Source organism: Flavobacterium wongokense (assembly GCF_021608265.1).
Taxonomy (GTDB): Bacteria; Bacteroidota; Bacteroidia; order Flavobacteriales; family Flavobacteriaceae; genus Flavobacterium; species Flavobacterium wongokense.
Genome location: NZ_JAKIHP010000001.1, coordinates 1176002 through 1192691, shown reverse-complemented (window position 1 = coordinate 1192691; position 16690 = coordinate 1176002). Strand labels below are relative to the sequence as shown.

The 16690-nt window shown below is 41.4% G+C and carries 12 protein-coding genes; 1 reads left to right on the top strand and 11 read right to left on the bottom strand.

From position 1 onward, the window contains the following. Positions 1-71 precede the first annotated feature (71 nt). From L1S31_RS05140 to deoC, 11 genes are all read right to left on the bottom strand, one after another. The gene (locus L1S31_RS05140) at positions 72-1307 is read right to left on the bottom strand and encodes a M20 family metallo-hydrolase (RefSeq protein WP_236463137.1); all 1236 of its coding nucleotides are present in this window, start codon (positions 1305-1307) and stop codon (positions 72-74) included. Between the two features lie 91 nt (positions 1308-1398). Further along, the gene (preA, locus tag L1S31_RS05135; protein ID WP_236463134.1) at positions 1399-2667 is read right to left on the bottom strand and encodes an NAD-dependent dihydropyrimidine dehydrogenase subunit PreA; all 1269 of its coding nucleotides are present in this window, start codon (positions 2665-2667) and stop codon (positions 1399-1401) included. A gap of 4 nt (positions 2668-2671) precedes the next feature. Further along, positions 2672-4084 carry an NAD(P)-dependent oxidoreductase gene (locus L1S31_RS05130; RefSeq protein ID WP_236463132.1) on the bottom strand — a complete coding sequence of 471 codons (1413 nt, stop codon included), beginning with the start codon at positions 4082-4084 and terminating at the stop codon, positions 2672-2674. A 9-nt stretch (positions 4085-4093) separates the two neighbouring features. Next, positions 4094-4957: a nitrilase-related carbon-nitrogen hydrolase gene (locus L1S31_RS05125; protein WP_236463130.1), complete on the bottom strand. Its 864-nt coding sequence runs from the start codon at positions 4955-4957 to the stop codon at positions 4094-4096. A 102-nt stretch (positions 4958-5059) separates the two neighbouring features. Continuing rightward, a complete protein-coding gene (hydA, locus tag L1S31_RS05120) occupies positions 5060-6442 on the bottom strand; it encodes a dihydropyrimidinase (protein ID WP_236463127.1) in 1383 nt (460 codons plus the stop codon). 82 nt (positions 6443-6524) lie between these two features. Beyond that, on the bottom strand, positions 6525-7967 hold the full coding sequence (locus L1S31_RS05115) for an NCS1 family nucleobase:cation symporter-1 (protein ID WP_236463125.1): 1443 nt from the start codon (positions 7965-7967) through the stop codon (positions 6525-6527). A gap of 22 nt (positions 7968-7989) precedes the next feature. Continuing rightward, positions 7990-9342 (bottom strand): aminotransferase class III-fold pyridoxal phosphate-dependent enzyme, encoded by a 1353-nt coding sequence (locus L1S31_RS05110; protein WP_236463122.1) that lies wholly within the window; start codon positions 9340-9342, stop codon positions 7990-7992. Positions 9343-9434: 92 nt separating this feature from the next. Next, a complete protein-coding gene (locus L1S31_RS05105; RefSeq protein WP_236463119.1) occupies positions 9435-10892 on the bottom strand; it encodes a CoA-acylating methylmalonate-semialdehyde dehydrogenase in 1458 nt (485 codons plus the stop codon). Between the two features lie 246 nt (positions 10893-11138). Further along, the gene (locus L1S31_RS05100; protein WP_236463117.1) at positions 11139-12020 is read right to left on the bottom strand and encodes an aldehyde dehydrogenase family protein; all 882 of its coding nucleotides are present in this window, start codon (positions 12018-12020) and stop codon (positions 11139-11141) included. A gap of 11 nt (positions 12021-12031) precedes the next feature. Further along, complete coding sequence (locus L1S31_RS05095; protein ID WP_236463114.1) at positions 12032-13498, bottom strand: aldehyde dehydrogenase family protein; 1467 nt, start codon at positions 13496-13498, stop codon at positions 12032-12034. Between the two features lie 5 nt (positions 13499-13503). Beyond that, complete coding sequence (gene deoC, locus L1S31_RS05090; protein ID WP_236463111.1) at positions 13504-14406, bottom strand: deoxyribose-phosphate aldolase; 903 nt, start codon at positions 14404-14406, stop codon at positions 13504-13506. 219 nt (positions 14407-14625) lie between these two features. Between deoC and L1S31_RS05085 the strand changes: the two genes are divergently transcribed. Next, on the top strand, positions 14626-16644 hold the full coding sequence (locus tag L1S31_RS05085; RefSeq protein ID WP_236463108.1) for a M13 family metallopeptidase: 2019 nt from the start codon (positions 14626-14628) through the stop codon (positions 16642-16644). Positions 16645-16690: the final 46 nt, after the last annotated feature.

Here is a 16690-nt window from a genome sequence, read left to right as displayed (position 1 = left end):
AATAAAAAAAGCCATCCCGTTTTTAAGCAGGATGGCCCGTTTTGTTTGATTTTGTATGGCGTATAGTTGGTTTATTTTTTTAAAACTTGTGTGACTGTTCCCAATAAAACATTGGCTCCAAGCGCTAAATCTTCATAAGATGAATATTCCAGCGGATTGTGGCTGATACCGTCTTTGCAGCGCACAAATATCATTCCGTAATCGCAGACATACGACAATGCTAAAGCATCATGGAATGGCCCGCTCATTAATTCGGGCGCATTTAAATTCAACTTATCGCATTCACCGTGAATGATTTCCTTAATCCAGTCGGCGCAATACCGCGGATCGCTTTTGGTATCTTCAGAAATAGAATACGTGAGGTTGTGTTTTTTGGTAATGGATTCTATTTTGTCGCGAAGCTGTTTTTCATAACGATTCCTTCTGTCCAAATCGATATCGCGTAAATCGACCGTCATTTCAACTTCTTCTGCGATTATATTTCTTGAGGCTGGGAAAACTTTCAAGGTTCCAACAGTTCCAACCGTTGGATTTCCGGGAACCTGGGTTGCAATTTCGTTTAAGGCGATGATGATTTCGGCAGCTCCAACCATAGCGTCTTTCCGAATTGGCATTGGAACTGATCCTGCATGACCTGCCATTCCTTTGAGTTTGACGGTCCACCACAATGGCCCTGAAATTCCCGAAACCACTCCGATTGGTTTGTGTGCCAAATCCAAAACCGGCCCTTGTTCAATGTGTAATTCCAGGAAACAAAAAATGCTTCCGGGTTTGTATTCTGATTCCTTGAATTTGGTAATGTCGCAACCAAAGTCCTTTAATGCCTGTTCGCGTGTGATTCCGTCCTGATCTTTTCTTTGCAGTTCGCCTTCTTCGAGTTTGCCCAAGATTCCGCGGGAACCAAACAAGCCTTTGTTGAAACGCCAGCCTTCTTCATCGGCAAATGAAATTACTTCAATGGGTCTTTCAGGAACAACTCCGTTTTCATGAAGCGTTCGAACAACTTCTATCGCGCACAACACTCCGGCTACGCCGTCAAAACGGCCGCCATAAGGTTGGGAATCGAGGTGAGAGCCCATCATCAAAACAGGTAAGTCTGGATTTTTGCCTTCCAATCTTCCTATTAGGTTTCCGAAATTGTCAATTCGGACCGACATTCCTGCTTCTTTCATCCAACTGCCTGCGATTTCAAAACCCTGTTTTTCCAAGGCAGTATGTGCTGGACGACAAGTTCCGGTTTCGCCAATTTTTCCGATTTCAGACATCGCTTCGAAATACTGTTGTAATCGAGAAGAATTAATTTTCATTTATTTTGAATTTTAAATTTTGAATTTTGAATGAAAGATGATTGGAGCAGTACCAATTCAAAATTTATAATTCAAAATTCAAAATAATTATTTAATGATCATTCAACGGACGGCCTTCTCTCTGCCAGTCTTTCCAGTTTACATATTCGGGAGCGACGCGGTGTTCTTCCATAGTGATACAGTCTTCAACCGGGCAAACGAGTTTGCATAAATTACAACCCACACACTCTTCATCTTTTACCGTATAATTGTTGTAAGGCTGGCCTCTGTCGACATTGATTGCCTGGTGTGAAGTGTCTTCGCAGGCGATGTAACACAGTCCGCAGTGGATGCATTTGCTTTGATCGATGTTGGCGATATGATGGTAATTGATATCCAAATCTTCCCAATGCGTGATTTTTTCAACAGATTTCCCGATGAAATCGGTTGTTTTCTGATAGCCTTTTTCGTCCATCCAGTTGTTTAATCCTTCGCACATGTCCTCTACAATTCGGAAACCGTGATTCATCGCTGCGGTACAAACCTGAACGGAAGTTGCGCCCAAAAGCATAAATTCAACCGCATCTTTCCAAGTACTAACTCCGCCTATTCCTGAAATTGGAACTCTGTTGGTTACCGGATCCTGAGCGATTGTAGTCAGCATTTTTAAGGCGATTGGTTTTACGGCCGGACCGCAATAGCCGCCAAAAACGCTTTTTCCCGCAACATACGGATTCGGAACCAAAGTATCCAAATCGACACCGGTCACACTCTGAATCGTGTTGATTAAACTCAACGCATTTGTCCCTGCCTCAACGGCGCCTCTTCCTGTGGGAACCACCGAATGCACATTTGGAGTAAGCTTAGTGATTACAGGAATAGTGGCTTTTTCCATTACCCATTCGACTACCATTTTGGCAATTTCAGGATCTTGTCCAACAGCTGCACCCATTCCTCTTTCAGTCATTCCGTGAGGGCATCCAAAGTTCAGTTCGAAGCCCATGGCTCCGGCATCTTCAGCTTTCATGATGAGTTCGTGCCACGATTTTCTGTCGTTGTCTGCCATAAGCGAAACAATCATTGCCCTGTCTGGGAACATTTTTACGACTTCGGTAATTTCGCGTAAGTTGATTTCCAATGGACGGTCGCTGATCAATTCAATATTGTTGAAACCCATCATGCGTTTTCCACCGTAGTTAACAGAGGAATAACGCGAGGAAACATTCTTCACCTGAGAACCTAATGTTTTCCATACGACGCCACCCCAGCCTGCTTCAAAGGCACGGACTACGTTTATTTTTTTATCTGTTGGCGGCGCGCTGGCCAGCCAAAATGGATTTGGAGATTTTATGCCTAAAAAATCTGTTGATATATCTGCCATAATCTTAATTGTTAAAGGTTGGTTTTAATTCGGATTCGATAATGTAATCCGGTGAGACAATCTGTTTCAAAATTGCAGCTGCGCCATCTTTTCCTGCCTGTACTGCATCCACAACTTCGCGTCCTCCGTTGACACAATCGCCTCCGGCAAAAACATTGTTTAAGCTGGTTTTTGATTTGCCCTGAACCGCAACTTTGCCGTTGTTATTTTCAAGGCTTTCTTCATTGACCAAATCCGAAAATGGCATTTGACCGGCAGCTTTGATAACCATATCTACATCCAATGTAAATGTTTCCCCTGATGCTATTGGACTTCTTCTTCCACTTCCGTCAGGTTCGCCGAGTTTCATTACATCGCAAACCAATTGGGTCACATTTCCACCATTGCCGATGATTTCTTTTGGAGCGGCCAGCCATATGATATTGCAACCGTCCAATTTGGCAATATTGAGTTCCTTTTCGGTACAAGGCATTTCGGCCTGAGTCCTTCTGTAAACCAAATGCACTTCGGAAGCGCCTAATCTTTTCGCCTGAGTTGCCGCATCAATAGCGGTCATTCCCATCCCTATTACAGCAACCTTATCTCCAACGGCAATTGTCGAGTGGTCGTTATCGCGTAAATCGTAAATGAATTTGATGGCATCGGTCACGCCAAATAAATGTTCGCCCGGAATATCAAGCTGACGTGCCATTCCGACACCAAACGCCAGATAGACTGCATCGTAATCTTTTTGGAGTTGTTCAATCGTGATATCCTTTCCGAGCTCGTGATTGTATTTGATTTCAATTCCGCCAATGGAAGTAATGTAATTTACCTCATCTTCGCAGAATTCGGGCGTAACTTTGTACGCTGCAATTCCGTAGGTCATCAATCCACCGCCTTTGGCTTCCTTTTCATAAATCGTTACATCGATACCTTCACGGCTCAAAGTATGGGCGCAGCTCAATCCGGCCGGACCGGCACCAACAATAGCGACACGTTTCCCTTTAGAAGGTTTCCTGTCAAATAACTGCCAGTTGTTGTCCATTGCCTTTTCGGTTGAATAGCGTTGCAAACGGGCGATATTGATTGGTTCTTCGTGCATCAGATTGTATACGCATGCGCCTTCGCATAGTTTTTCTACAGGACAAACCTTGCTGCATCCTGCACCCATGATGTTGGATGAAAAAATGGTATGTGCCGAGCCTTTTAGGTTTTCTGTAGCAATCTGTTTGATGAATTTCGGTACGTTGATGGATGTTGGGCACGATTTCATACAAGGTGGATCATAGCAGAACAAACAACGGTTGGCTTCTACCAAAGCTGCATCCGATGTTTCAAATGGCGGATGGATATCAGCAAAGTTTTCCTGATATTCGGCTGTGGTTAATCGGTTATTTTTAATACTCATATTCTTGGTTGGTTTTTTAATAGTCATTTATAAAATTTACGGTGCCGTGATTTCTCCATAGGTTTCAGGTCTGCGGTCACGGTAGAACTGCCATTTGCCACGGATTTGTTCAATCAGATCCAAGTCGAATTCGGCTACCAAAAGTTCGTCTTTGTCTTCGGAAGCGCAGGCAAAGATTTCGCCCAAAGGATTCACGAAATAAGACGTTCCGTAAAATCTTCCCAGATTCCATGGTTTTTCAATTCCGACACGGTTGATGCAGCCCATGAAATAACCATTGGCCACGGCATGAGCCGGCTGTTCGAGTTTCCATAAATATTGGGATTGCCCAACAGTGGTTGCTGATGGATTGTAAACGATTTCGGCACCATTCAATCCGAGGCATCTTGCGCCGTCTGGGAAATGCCTGTCATAGCAAATGTATACCCCGACTTTCGCGTACTTCGTTTGGAAAACAGGATAGCCTAAATTGCCTGGTTTGAAGAAATATTTCTCCCAGAAACCACCAGTCTGTGGAATATGGTTTTTGCGGTATTTGCCCAAATAACTTCCATCAGCATCAATGACTGCGGCGGTGTTGTACAAAACTCCAGCCTGGTCTTTTTCATATACCGGAACAATGATTACCATATTGTACTTCTTCGCATATTCCTGCATTCTTTCGGTAGTTGGACCAGGAACGCTTTCTGCCGAAGCATACCAAGCGGAATCCTGTCCCGGACAGAAATAGGGTGTGTTGAAGATTTCCTGGAAACACAAAATCTGAACACCTTGTTTTCCTGCCTCTTCGATATACGGAATGTGTTTTTGCAACATCGCTTCCATGATTTCGGGAATCGTTCCTTCGCCTTCGGTTTTGGCCAAACTCAATTGGATTAAACCTGATTTTACTATCCTCATTCCTTATAATTTTGAATTTTGAATTTTAAATTTTAAATTATTTGTGAAAGCTATAAAGGGTGCGTTCATTCAAAATTTAGAATTTAGAATTCAAAATAGTTTTTAGATTTTTCCTTGAACTTTATTTCGCTTTACAAATTTGCCGTAGCCTTTTTGGGCTTTGCATTCGTTATTGTCGATTACTACTTGTCCGCGAAGCAAAACGGTTTTTATTTTTCCTGTCAATTCCCAGCCCTCATAACCACTGTAATCTACATTCATGTGATGGGTTTTTGCTGAAATCGTATGTTTTTCATTCGCATCAATCAGGATAATATCAGCATCACTTCCTACGGCAATGGTTCCTTTTTTAGGGAACATACCAAAGATTTTGGCTGCGTTGGTTGAAGCCACTTCTACATATTTATTTAATGTGATTCTTCCTTTGTTTACGCCTTCGCTGAAAAGCAATTCCATACGGTTTTCGATTGCCGGATGTCCGTTTGGGATTTTGGAGAAGTCATCTTTCCCCATCAGTTTTTGTTCCCACATAAAGGGGCAATGATCGGTTGCAACAACCTGTACCATTCCCTGATTCAGTCCTGCCCAAAGCGTTTCCTGATCTTTCTTCTCACGAAGTGGTGGCGACATTACCCATTTGGCTCCCTCAAAATTCTGCTCATACAAACTTGCATCCAACAACAAATATTGGATACAGGTTTCTACAAATACATTTTGGTTTCTTCTGGTGGCATTTCGCACTGCATTCAAAGCGCCTTCACAAGTTAGGTGGACAATATAACCCGGACAGCCAGTGTAATTGATCATATCCACAAAACGTTCGCTCGCTTCTGCTTCGGTAACTTCTGGTTGTGACAGATAATGATATAATGGAGAAAGTTTTCCTTCTGCTTTGTGTTTGGCAATCAGATAATCAATCATGTCGCCATTGGTAGCGTGCACATTAATTAATCCGCCGTGTTTTTTGACTTCTTCCTGAAGGCCAATCATTTGACGGTCGTCAATCATTAAGGCTCCTTTATAAGCCATAAATGTTTTGAAGGAAGTGATGCCTTCGTTCTCTATAAAATGTTGGATTTCCTTTTTGGTTTCTTCATTAAAATCGGTTACCGCCATATGGAAACTATAGTCGCCAACGGCGTTGTTATCACTTCTGCCTTTCCATTCATTTAAAGCAGACTGCAGGCTTTTGCCCTGCGTTTGTAGGATAAAATCGATTACGGTTGTGGTCCCACCAAATAGTGCGGCGCGTGTTCCGGTTTCATAATTGTCGCTCGAATAGGTTCCCATAAAAGGCATGTCTAAATGCACGTGTGGGTCGATTCCGCCTGGCATTACCAATTTTCCTGAGGCATCAATAACCGTATCGGCATTGACATCTAAGTTTTTGCCAATTTGTGCAATCGACTCGCCTTCTATATAAATATCAGCTACATAATCATCGGCAGCTGTAATAATTCTTCCATTTTTAATTAAAACACTCATTTTCTTCTATTTTGAATTTTGAATTCTAAATTTTGAATTATGGATATCCATTTAAAATTCAACATTTAAAATTTAAAATAATTTAATCTTGATATTTTCTCATTAATAACCAATAAACAAATCCGCTCAATGCGAAGCCAACAAACCACGCATAGTTATATAATCCTAGAATCCACGCTGGAAACAGCTGCGCCGGAAATACTTTTATTGTGGTAAAAAAACCGGGAACGTTCGGCACGATACCAATTAATAATGCAGTAATGGCGCAAAAATTAAAGCCTTTTATAAACGAGTAAATCCCATCGGTTTTATACAATTCGTCCACATGCAAATTCTGTCTTCTGATAAAATAATAATCGACAATCATAATCCCGCCAACAGGTCCGAGCAAACTTGAATAACCAACCAGCCACGTGAAAATATAACCTGTAGGATCGGCAATCAGTTTCCATGGAAAAATGAGTATTCCGATTATTCCGGTAATGTAACCGCCTTTTCTAAAATCGATTTTACTTGGTGAAAGATTGGCAAAATCATTCGCCGGGCTTACAATGTTGGCCGCAATGTTTGTTGCCAAAGTTGAAATGGCTACCGCAATCATGGCGATGCTTACCAACAATTTACTATCGAATTTGCCTGCTAAAACCACAGGATCCCAAATCATAGTCCCGAATACAATGGTCGTTGCCGATGTTACAACAACTCCAACGAATGCGAACATTGTCATTGATGTTGGAAGTCCATAGATCTGACCTTTTATTTGTGCTTTTTGCGATGTTGCGTATCGTGTAAAATCGGGAATGTTTAAGGATAAGGTTGCCCAAAAGCCGACCATTCCGGTTAAGGCCGGAAAGAAAAACGTGAAGAAATCGGCGGAATTTGTAAATTTTGACGGTGTGTCCAAAATTGGGCCTAAACCATTGGCTGCGCTTAATGCCCAAAACAAAAGGGCCAATGCTGCAACCGGTAAAAAAATCGCTTTGAAAACCAACAGTTTTCGGATGCTGTCCACTCCAAGATAGACCACATACATATTCAACAGCCAAAACAGCAAAAAGCAGATTGCCGGTCCGGTTTGCAATCCCCAGGAATCGGGGAAAATTTGTGGTAAAGTTTCTATTGATGGAATCCATAAACGCGCCATCTGAAATATCGCAAAACCACCAATCCAGGTTTGGATCCCGAACCAGCCACAGGCTACAATTGCCCGAAGCAAAGCGGGAATATTGGCTCCAGCTGTTCCAAAACTTGCCCTTGCAAAGACCGGAAAAGGAATACCGTATTTGGCTCCGGCGTGACCGTTTAGAATCATCGGAATCAAAACGACTGTGTTTCCTAGAAATATTGTTAAGATTGCCTGCCACCAATTCATTCCTCCTTCTATCAACGAACTCGACAGCATATACGTTGGAATGCACAAGCTCATGCTTATCCATAAAGCTGCATAATTCCAAGTCGTCCAGGTTCGGTTTTTAGCCGAAATTGGAGCCAGGTCTTCGCTATACAAAGCCGAATCTGTATTCATTGGTTTTTTTAAAAGTTGGTGATTATACTAAAGCTGCATCGGAAATCTTTAAGGCTTCGCTAATGATTGCCAAACCTTCGTCGATTTGTTCTTTGGTTACTGTTAATGGTGGAGCGATAAAAATATAACCCCAACGCACAAAGGTGTACATTCCCAGTTGACGAATCTTAGCCGCAATCTGATTGCTGACAGCCATATCATCTCCGGCTCCGTTATAAGGCGCCATCAATTCGCCGGTCTCTTTATTTTTCAGAACATCCAGGCAACCTAAAAGCCCAGTATTCCTGAATGCTCCCATGCTTGGATGCTGGCTTCGCATTTGCTCAATTCTTGATTCAAGGTATTTCGCCATTTCGCGGGTATTCTCAATCAGCTTGTCACTTTCGTAAATGTTGATTACAGCCAAAGCCGCAGCCAGTGCAACGGGATGACCGTTGTAAGTCAGGCCAATCATCATAGGTGTGTTCTGGAATTTCTCTGCAATTTTATCAGAAACCATCAAACAGCCTAAAGGCAGATAAGAAGAAGTCAAGCCTTTTGCCATACAAACCATATCGGGAACGATGTCGTGGTTTTCGAAACCGAACCATTTTCCGGTACGGCCAAAACCACTCATTACCTCATCGGCGATGAATAGGATTCCGTATTTTTCACAAAGCGCTTTTACGCCTTTTAAATATCCTTTTGGATAATGAAGACAACCCGAAGAACCGCTTTCTCCTTCAAAAATAAAGGCCGCAATATTGGTTTTGCCTTCCAAATGAATAACTCTTTCCACATACTCCAAACTCAAACTAAGCTTTGTCGCTTCGTCTAAATTTTTCATCCCAAAGAAATAGTATGGATCATCAATATGGATTGCGTTTGGCATTTGCTGGGAATCGTTTGCCAGCTTTCTTGGGTCACCACCAACCGACATTCCACCGATGGAACCACCGTGAAACGCACGATATCTTCCAATGATTTTGTGCCTTCCTGTGTATAATCTTGCCAGTTTGATAGCATTATCAATTGACGAAGTTCCGCACAACGTATAAAACGCTTTGTTCAAATCGCCCGGACAGATTTCGGCCAGTTTTTTGGACAATCTTGCTCTTACTTCTGTAGTGCATGATGGCGTTACGAAACTTACTTTGTTCATTTGCTCCACAACCGCATCAGTCACACGCTGGTCACCGTGACCAATGTTTACCGACATCAAACCAGAAGAAAAATCAATAATCCTGTTGCCATCGTAATCATATAAATAAACGCCTTCGGCTCTTTCAATTGCAATTGGGTTCACGGCAGCCTGAGCTGACCATGAAAATAAGCTGTATTCTTTGCTATCGCTGATGATTTGCTCTTTCGTCATGCTTTGTTCTTTCGTAATCATTCTTTTTTTTATTTTGAATTTTGAATTCTAAATTTTAAATGATTTCTTTTTTAATTTAAAATTCAAAATTTATAATTTATAATAATTTCTTGTTAGCTCATCCAGTTTACGCCTGCTTCGGCATTCCATTTTACGGTACTTTTTTTCAATTTGGTCCAAAACTCAATCGAACTTTTTCCGGTGATGTCGCCAACACCGAATTTACTTTCGTTCCAGCCTCCAAAGCTGAAAGGTTCTCTCGGAACAGGAACGCCAACGTTTACACCAATCATTCCGGCACTTGCCTTGTCGATAATGTAACGTGCCATTCCACCGTTTTGTGTAAATACGCTGGCTGCATTTCCGTATGGATTTTTATTTTCGATAGCCAACGCTTCGTCAACAGTTTTTGTCCTGATAATAGAGATTACCGGACCAAAAATTTCTTCTTTGGCCACACTCATTTCGGGAGTTACAAAGTCGATTACGGTTGGCCCAACATAAGTTCCGTTTTCTTTCCCCGATACTTTGGTGTTTCTTCCGTCAACCAATATTTTGGCGCCGTCTTTTTCGGCTTGTGAAATATAACTTTCGATTCTTTGTTGGGATTCCTTATTGATGACTGCGCCCAGATTTTGTCCCGGAACAATTTTGCGGGCTTCGTCGCAGATTTTGGAAATAATGTGATCCACATCGCCAACACCAACCATAGCCGAAGCCGCCATACAACGCTGACCCGCACAGCCCGACATCGATGCAGCAACGTTTTGCGCTGTCATTTCAGGAATTGCATCGGGTAAAACCATTAAGTGATTTTTGGCGCCGCCAAGAGACAGGCATCTTTTGTAATTTGAAGTTGCGCGTTGGTACACAATTTTCGCCACTTTGGTAGAACCTACAAAGGATACCGCTTCAATATTTGGATGGTCACAGATGGCGTTTACAATATCCACATCGCCGTGAACTACATTGAAAACTCCGTCCGGAAGTCCAGCTTCCTTTAATAATTCCGCTAATCTCCCGCAGCTCAAAGGCACTTTTTCGGAAGGTTTTATGATCATGCAGTTCCCTAAGGCAATTGCATTTGGAATCGTCCAGTTGGGAACCATTGATGGAAAGTTAAACGGTACGATTGAAGCTACAACTCCAAGTGGTACGTGTTCTGTTCTGCATTCCACACCTTTGCTTACTTCCAATAATTCTCCAGTGATTAATTGTGGCAATGAAGTTGCAAATTCGGTTAGCTCAATACATTTTTCAATTTCAGCAACAGATTCACCATAGGTTTTTCCGTTTTCCTCACTGCACAATTCAGCCAATTCCTTGAGGTTTTTTTCCAATAGGGTTTTGTATCTGAAAAATACCTGAACCCTTTCCTTAATAGGTGTTTTACTCCAAGCCGGGAAAGCTGCCTGAGCCGCTTTTACTGCATCATCTAAATCTTTGGAGTTGGACATTGGAACAGTTGATAGGTAGTTGCCGTCTAAAGGCGAAATCACGTCCATTGTTTTTGTGGTGGAAGCATTGACAAATCTGCCTCCGATATAATTCTGAATTGCTGGGTATTTCATTATTTTAAGTTGGTTTAAAAAATTCGCAACATCGAATTTGGTTAAATAGTTGCGATAAAAAAAATATTTTATTGATTTTTTTACAAAACCTTCTTATTTATTTTCATTTTTAATAACTACAATTTTATAAATTCATAATATCCTTGTTAAATAAATAGAAACTTCACATTTTTAATTTTGATTGAAGGCATAAAAAAACCCGTGAATTGCTTCACGGGTTTTCTGATTATATTTAAGTGTTTTATTCTAGTAGCCTGCTCCGGCACCAGCAATAATCTCAATCGGATGCCATGTTGTTTTGGTTTCCTGGAAATCAAAAATTAAATAAGGCGATTCGTGCTTGTCATCAAAATAATCGCTGTCTTCACGAATGATTACACGCTTTAAATTCTCAATCGCTAAATCCTGGATTTTCGCAATCATTTCGGAGTCTTTGCCACAATATAAAATGGCATTTACATCCTTATGCGCAGCAAACTGTGTAAGCAATTCGGTTTGTTTTCCCGTAAGGATATTGACCACACCACCAGAAACATCTGAGGTTGCCAATACTTCTGCAAAAGTCACAGCACATAATGCCAATTGCTCTGAGGCTAGAACAATGCAAGTGTTTCCGCCTGCGATGATCGAAGCAACCTGTGTCACCAATCCGAGCAAGCCACTTTGTTGAGGAGCATAAACTGCTACAACTCCGGTTGGTTCTGGAACCGAAAAGTTGAAGAAACTTCCCGAAACCGGATTTACCGTACTGTATAATTGTGTGTATTTATCGCACCAACCCGCGTAATAAATCAGGCGGTCAATGCTTAAATCGACTTCTTTTTCGGCTTTAGCTTTAGAGATTCCCTGAAGTTCCAATTCGGATACAAACTGTGCTTTTCTTCCTTCGAGAACTTCCGCGATTCTGTATAAGATTTGGCAACGGTTGTAAGCCGTTTTATGTGACCAGCCACCTTGTGCACCGCGTGCTGCTACAACCGCGTTCCTAAAATCCTTTACAGAAGACAGGCACATGTTGGCAACCGTTTTCTTATTCACAATAAGAGGATAATAACGTCCCGATTCGGTTCTTGGAAAACTTCCTCCAATAAATATTTTATAGGTTTTCAAAACTTCTATTCTTGACATGATGATACTTTTTATTCAAATTTTAAATAAGCTTCCAATCCGTGAACGCCACCTTCGCGGCCAAAACCGCTTTCCTTATAACCGCCAAATGGTGAAGCAGGATCGAACTTGTTGAAGGTATTTGCCCAAACCACTCCGGCACGCATCTGCGAAGTCATGTTAAAGATTTTGGAGCCTTTGTCGGTCCATACACCAGCTGATAATCCGTAAGGTGTATTGTTGGCTTTTTCGATGACTTCATCAACCGTTCTGAATGTTTGGATTGCCAAAACCGGCCCGAAGATTTCTTCCTGAGCGATTCGGTTCGATTGGCTCACTTTGGTGAAAATGGTTGGCCTGCACCAGAATCCTTTTGATGGTAAATCGCATGATGGTTGGTACATTTCCGCTCCTTCGTTTTTACCGATTTCGATATATTTTGCAATCGTATCCAATTGTTTTTTGGAGTTGATGGCGCCGATGTCTGTATTCTTATCTAATGGATCTCCAACGTTTAGCGAATTCATTCTATCTTTCAATTTCTGAACTACAGTATCAAACACCGATTCCTGAACATATAAACGTGAACCCGCACAGCAAACGTGACCCTGGTTAAAGAAGATACCGTTTACGATTCCTTCCACAGCCTGGTCTAATGCTGCATCTTCAAAAATGATGTTGGCTGCTTTTCCACCCAATTCCATTGTAGATTTCTTTGGAGTTCCAGCAATGGCTTTCATGATGATTTTCCCAACGGCTGTCGAACCTGTGAAGGCAATTTTATCAACATCGGGATGATTAACTATATAAGAACCTGTTTGCCCTGCTCCTGAAACGATGTTTACAACACCAGCAGGCAAACCAGCTTCCTGGATTACTTCGGCCAAAAGATAAGCCGTCAGTGGAGTGGTTTCAGAAGATTTTATAACTACAGTATTTCCTGCAGCCAAAGCCGGAGCGATTTTCCAGGCCGCCATCAACAATGGAAAATTCCACGGGATGATTTGCCCTGCAACTCCTAATGCTTTTGGTTTTCTGTTTGGGAAAGCGTATTCCAATTTGTCTGCCCAGCCTGCATAATAAAAGAAATGCGCTGCAGCTAACGGAACATCTACATCACGGGATTCACGGATTGCTTTTCCTCCGTTTAAGGTTTCAACTACCGCAAATTCACGAGCTCTTTCCTGTATGATTCTGGCGATTCTGTAAATGTATTTTCCTCTTTCCTTTCCTGATAATTTGGACCAAACGGTATCGTAGGCTTTTCGGGCTGCTTTCACAGCCGAATCAATATCGGCTTCATTGGCTTCAGCAACTTTTGCCAAAACTTTTTCCGTTGCCGGATTGATGGTGTCAAAATATTTTCCTGATTTAGGCGCAACAAACTTTCCATTGATAAACAAATCGTAAGTGTCCTTTAGTTTAAAATGGGCCGTGCTTTCTGGTGCCGGAGCTAATTTCCAGTCAGAACTAAAATCTATTGTATGTGTTTTTTTCATTCTAATTAAACTTTAGAAAAATAATCATTCGATTGGTAAATGCCTGATTGTTGTTTGGCAATCTGCAGCAATACGTCATTGGCCAAACTACTTGCTCCGAAACGGAAATACTCATTGTTGAGCCATTTCCCACCAAGGGTTTCCTTTACCATCATTAAATATTGAAGCGCCAGTTTGGATGTTGAAATTCCTCCTGCAGGTTTCATCCCAATCATGATTCCGGTTTTGTAATAATAGTCACGGATGGCTTCGAGCATTACCAAAGTTACAGGTAAAGTTGCCGCTGGCTTTATCTTTCCGGTTGATGTTTTGATAAAATCTGCACCTGCATACATTGCAATGTCGCTTGCCTGGCGCACTTTATCAAGCGTGCCGATTTCTCCTGTTTCAAGAATAACCTTCAAACGTACATTTTTACCGCAGGCTTCTTTTATCATCGCAATCTCATCGAAAACAAAATTGTAATCCCCGCTGTGGAATTTTCCTCGGCTGATAACCATATCAACCTCATCGGCTCCACCATCGACTGCTATTTTTGTGTCCAGTAATTTGATTTCAGCACTAGACTGTCCGCTTGGAAAAGCTGTGGCAACTGAAGCTACTTTTACACCGGTTCCTTTTAATTCGTTAACTGCAAGTTTGACAAAATTTGGGTATACACAAACTGCCGCAGTGGTTGGCAGTCCTGGTATTTCATCGTGTAGATGATGTGCCTTGAAGCAAAGCTGTTTTACCTTTTCATCGGTATCAGCACCTTCCAAAGTAGTTAAATCAATCATGTTCAAAGCCATCAGCAGGCCTTGCATTTTGGATTCTTTTTTTATGCTTCGGGCTGTTATCCTGGCAATCCTGTCCTCAATCCCAACCTGGTCTATGCGAGGGGAATTTAAAAAATCAGTATGTTTCATTTAATTTCTGTTAAAAATCGCTGGTCTTTTATTGATTTTTAAATCCAGACCAACAAACAAATATATAAATATCTTAAAGACAAAAATCCTTTGTCCTAAATTATTATTCCCATTTGGTGTAACAAACTTCCTTTTTGTACAGTCTAACAATTCATTTTAACCGACATCGGCTATTTATAATTTATTACATTTGGCAGATTAATCAAACCGAAACTAATAATGAAAAACATTAAAATCTCTATTCTAGCGGCAGTCGTCCTTATGGCTTCCTGCGCTAAGAAAGAAGAACTTACTTCGGGTATCAATAAGAAAAATATGGATACCAAAGTAAAGCCTGGCGATAACTTTGCCAATTATGTAAACGGAACGTGGCTGAAAACCATGAAAATTCCAGCAGATAAAGCTTCTTATGGCGCTTTTGATTTGTTGTATGATCAATCACAAAAAGACGTCAAAGCGATTATTGAAGAAGCAGCAAAATCAAATGCTTCTGATGGTTCAGACGAACAAAAAATTGGTGATTTCTACGCTTCGTTCATGGACAGGAAAGGCAGGAATGCTAAGGGAATTACTCCAATCCAGAATGAAATGAAAGCCATTGATGCGATTAAGGATTACAACGATTTGGCCAGCTTTTTTGGAACAGCAAACAGGACAGGCATAAGCATTCCTTTTGCCATTTCAGTTTATACCGACTTTAAAGATCCAACAAAAAACATCCTTATAACATGGCAGGGCGGACTTGGTCTTCCTGAACGGGAATATTATACTTCAACAGATGCAAAAATGTCTGACATCCGTAAAAAATATGTTGCGCATGTAGAAAAGATGCTACAGATGGGCGGAGTAGAAAATCCGGCCGAAAATGCTGCCAAAATCATGACGTTGGAAACTACTTTGGCCAATCAGCACATGAAAAAAGAGGATACACGCGATATGGTAAAACTCTATAATAAATATGCTATTGCCGATTTAAAAACCTTGATGCCCGATTTCAATTGGACTGCTATGATGACTAAAGCTGGTGTTGAAAAAGAAAAGAGCATTGTAGTAACACAGGTGGAGTACATCAAAAATCTGAACAACATTATTAAAAGCACTCCGATTGATACCTGGAAAACCTATTTGAAATGGGGATTGATTAACAGATCAGCTTCATTACTGACCACAGAATTAGACAATCAGAATTTTGAATTTTACAGCAAAACCTTAAGTGGTACAGAAAAACAGGAGGAAGACTGGAAACGTGCCGTGAATACCGTGAATGGTGGTTTGGGTGAAGTTGTTGGGAAAGTTTATGTTGAAAAACATTTCTCGCCTGAAGCCAAAGAGCGTATGGTAACGATGGTAAAAAACCTATTAAAGGCTTATGCGGAAAGCATCAAAAAACTGGACTGGATGAGTGCTGCTACGAAAAAAGAAGCGCTTAAGAAAGTGGATAAATTCATGATTAAAATTGGTTATCCTGACAAATGGAGAGACTACTCTTCTTTAAAAATCGACAAAGCTGATTTGTATGGAAATTCACAACGTTCAACCGAATTTGAATACAAAAGAAACCTTGATAAATTAGGAAAACCTGTAGACCGAACCGAATGGGGCATGACGCCACAAACAGTGAATGCATACTACAATCCTTCACTTAATGAGATTGTTTTCCCTGCTGCAATTCTGCAACCGCCATTCTTTGATTTGAAAGCAGATGACGCGGTAAATTATGGCGCCATTGGAGCTGTTATTGGTCACGAAATTGGCCACGGATTTGACGATCAGGGAAGTACTTTTGATGGAGACGGTGTAATGAAAAATTGGTGGACAGATGCTGATTTGACCGCATTCAAAGCTAAAACAGGTGCTTTAGTGGCGCAATACAATGGTTTCAAGGCATTTCCTGATTTAAGTGTAAACGGAGCATATACGCTTGGTGAAAACATTGGTGATTTAGGTGGATTGAGCATTGCAATCAAAGCATATAAAGAAAGCCTTGGCGGGAAAGAAGCTCCTGTTATGGATGGATTCACCGGAATGCAGCGTGTATTCCTGGGATGGGGACAAGTATGGGGTGAAAAAACACGTGAGGAAGCACTTCGCAGCCAGATTGCGCGTGACCCACATTCACCAGCAAAATTCAGGATTAACGGTGTTGTACGCAACGTACCGGAATTCTACGAAGCGTTTAATGTAAAACCTACAGACTCTCTTTATCTTGCTCCTGAAAAGCGGGTTAAGATTTGGTAAGCCTTTAAAAATAGAAATCAAAAGCCCGACAGCAATGTTGGGCTTT

Bases quoted from the DNA above. Each gene is read 5' to 3' on its own strand.
- L1S31_RS05125 (WP_236463130.1), bottom strand. From the start codon at position 4,957: ATGAGGATAGTAAAATCAGGTTTAATCCAATTGAGTTTGGCCAAAACC.
- L1S31_RS05110 (WP_236463122.1), bottom strand. From the start codon at position 9,342: ATGATTACGAAAGAACAAAGCATGACGAAAGAGCAAATCATCAGCGAT.
- L1S31_RS05085 (WP_236463108.1), top strand. From the start codon at position 14,626: ATGAAAAACATTAAAATCTCTATTCTAGCGGCAGTCGTCCTTATGGCT.
- L1S31_RS05100 (WP_236463117.1), bottom strand. From the start codon at position 12,020: ATGTCAAGAATAGAAGTTTTGAAAACCTATAAAATATTTATTGGAGGA.
- L1S31_RS05130 (WP_236463132.1), bottom strand. From the start codon at position 4,084: ATGACTATTAAAAAACCAACCAAGAATATGAGTATTAAAAATAACCGA.
- L1S31_RS05115 (WP_236463125.1), bottom strand. From the start codon at position 7,967: ATGAATACAGATTCGGCTTTGTATAGCGAAGACCTGGCTCCAATTTCG.
- L1S31_RS05105 (WP_236463119.1), bottom strand. From the start codon at position 10,892: ATGAAATACCCAGCAATTCAGAATTATATCGGAGGCAGATTTGTCAAT.
- L1S31_RS05140 (WP_236463137.1), bottom strand. From the start codon at position 1,307: ATGAAAATTAATTCTTCTCGATTACAACAGTATTTCGAAGCGATGTCT.
- L1S31_RS05095 (WP_236463114.1), bottom strand. From the start codon at position 13,498: ATGAAAAAAACACATACAATAGATTTTAGTTCTGACTGGAAATTAGCT.
- deoC (WP_236463111.1), bottom strand. From the start codon at position 14,406: ATGAAACATACTGATTTTTTAAATTCCCCTCGCATAGACCAGGTTGGG.
- hydA (WP_236463127.1), bottom strand. From the start codon at position 6,442: ATGAGTGTTTTAATTAAAAATGGAAGAATTATTACAGCTGCCGATGAT.
- preA (WP_236463134.1), bottom strand. From the start codon at position 2,667: ATGGCAGATATATCAACAGATTTTTTAGGCATAAAATCTCCAAATCCA.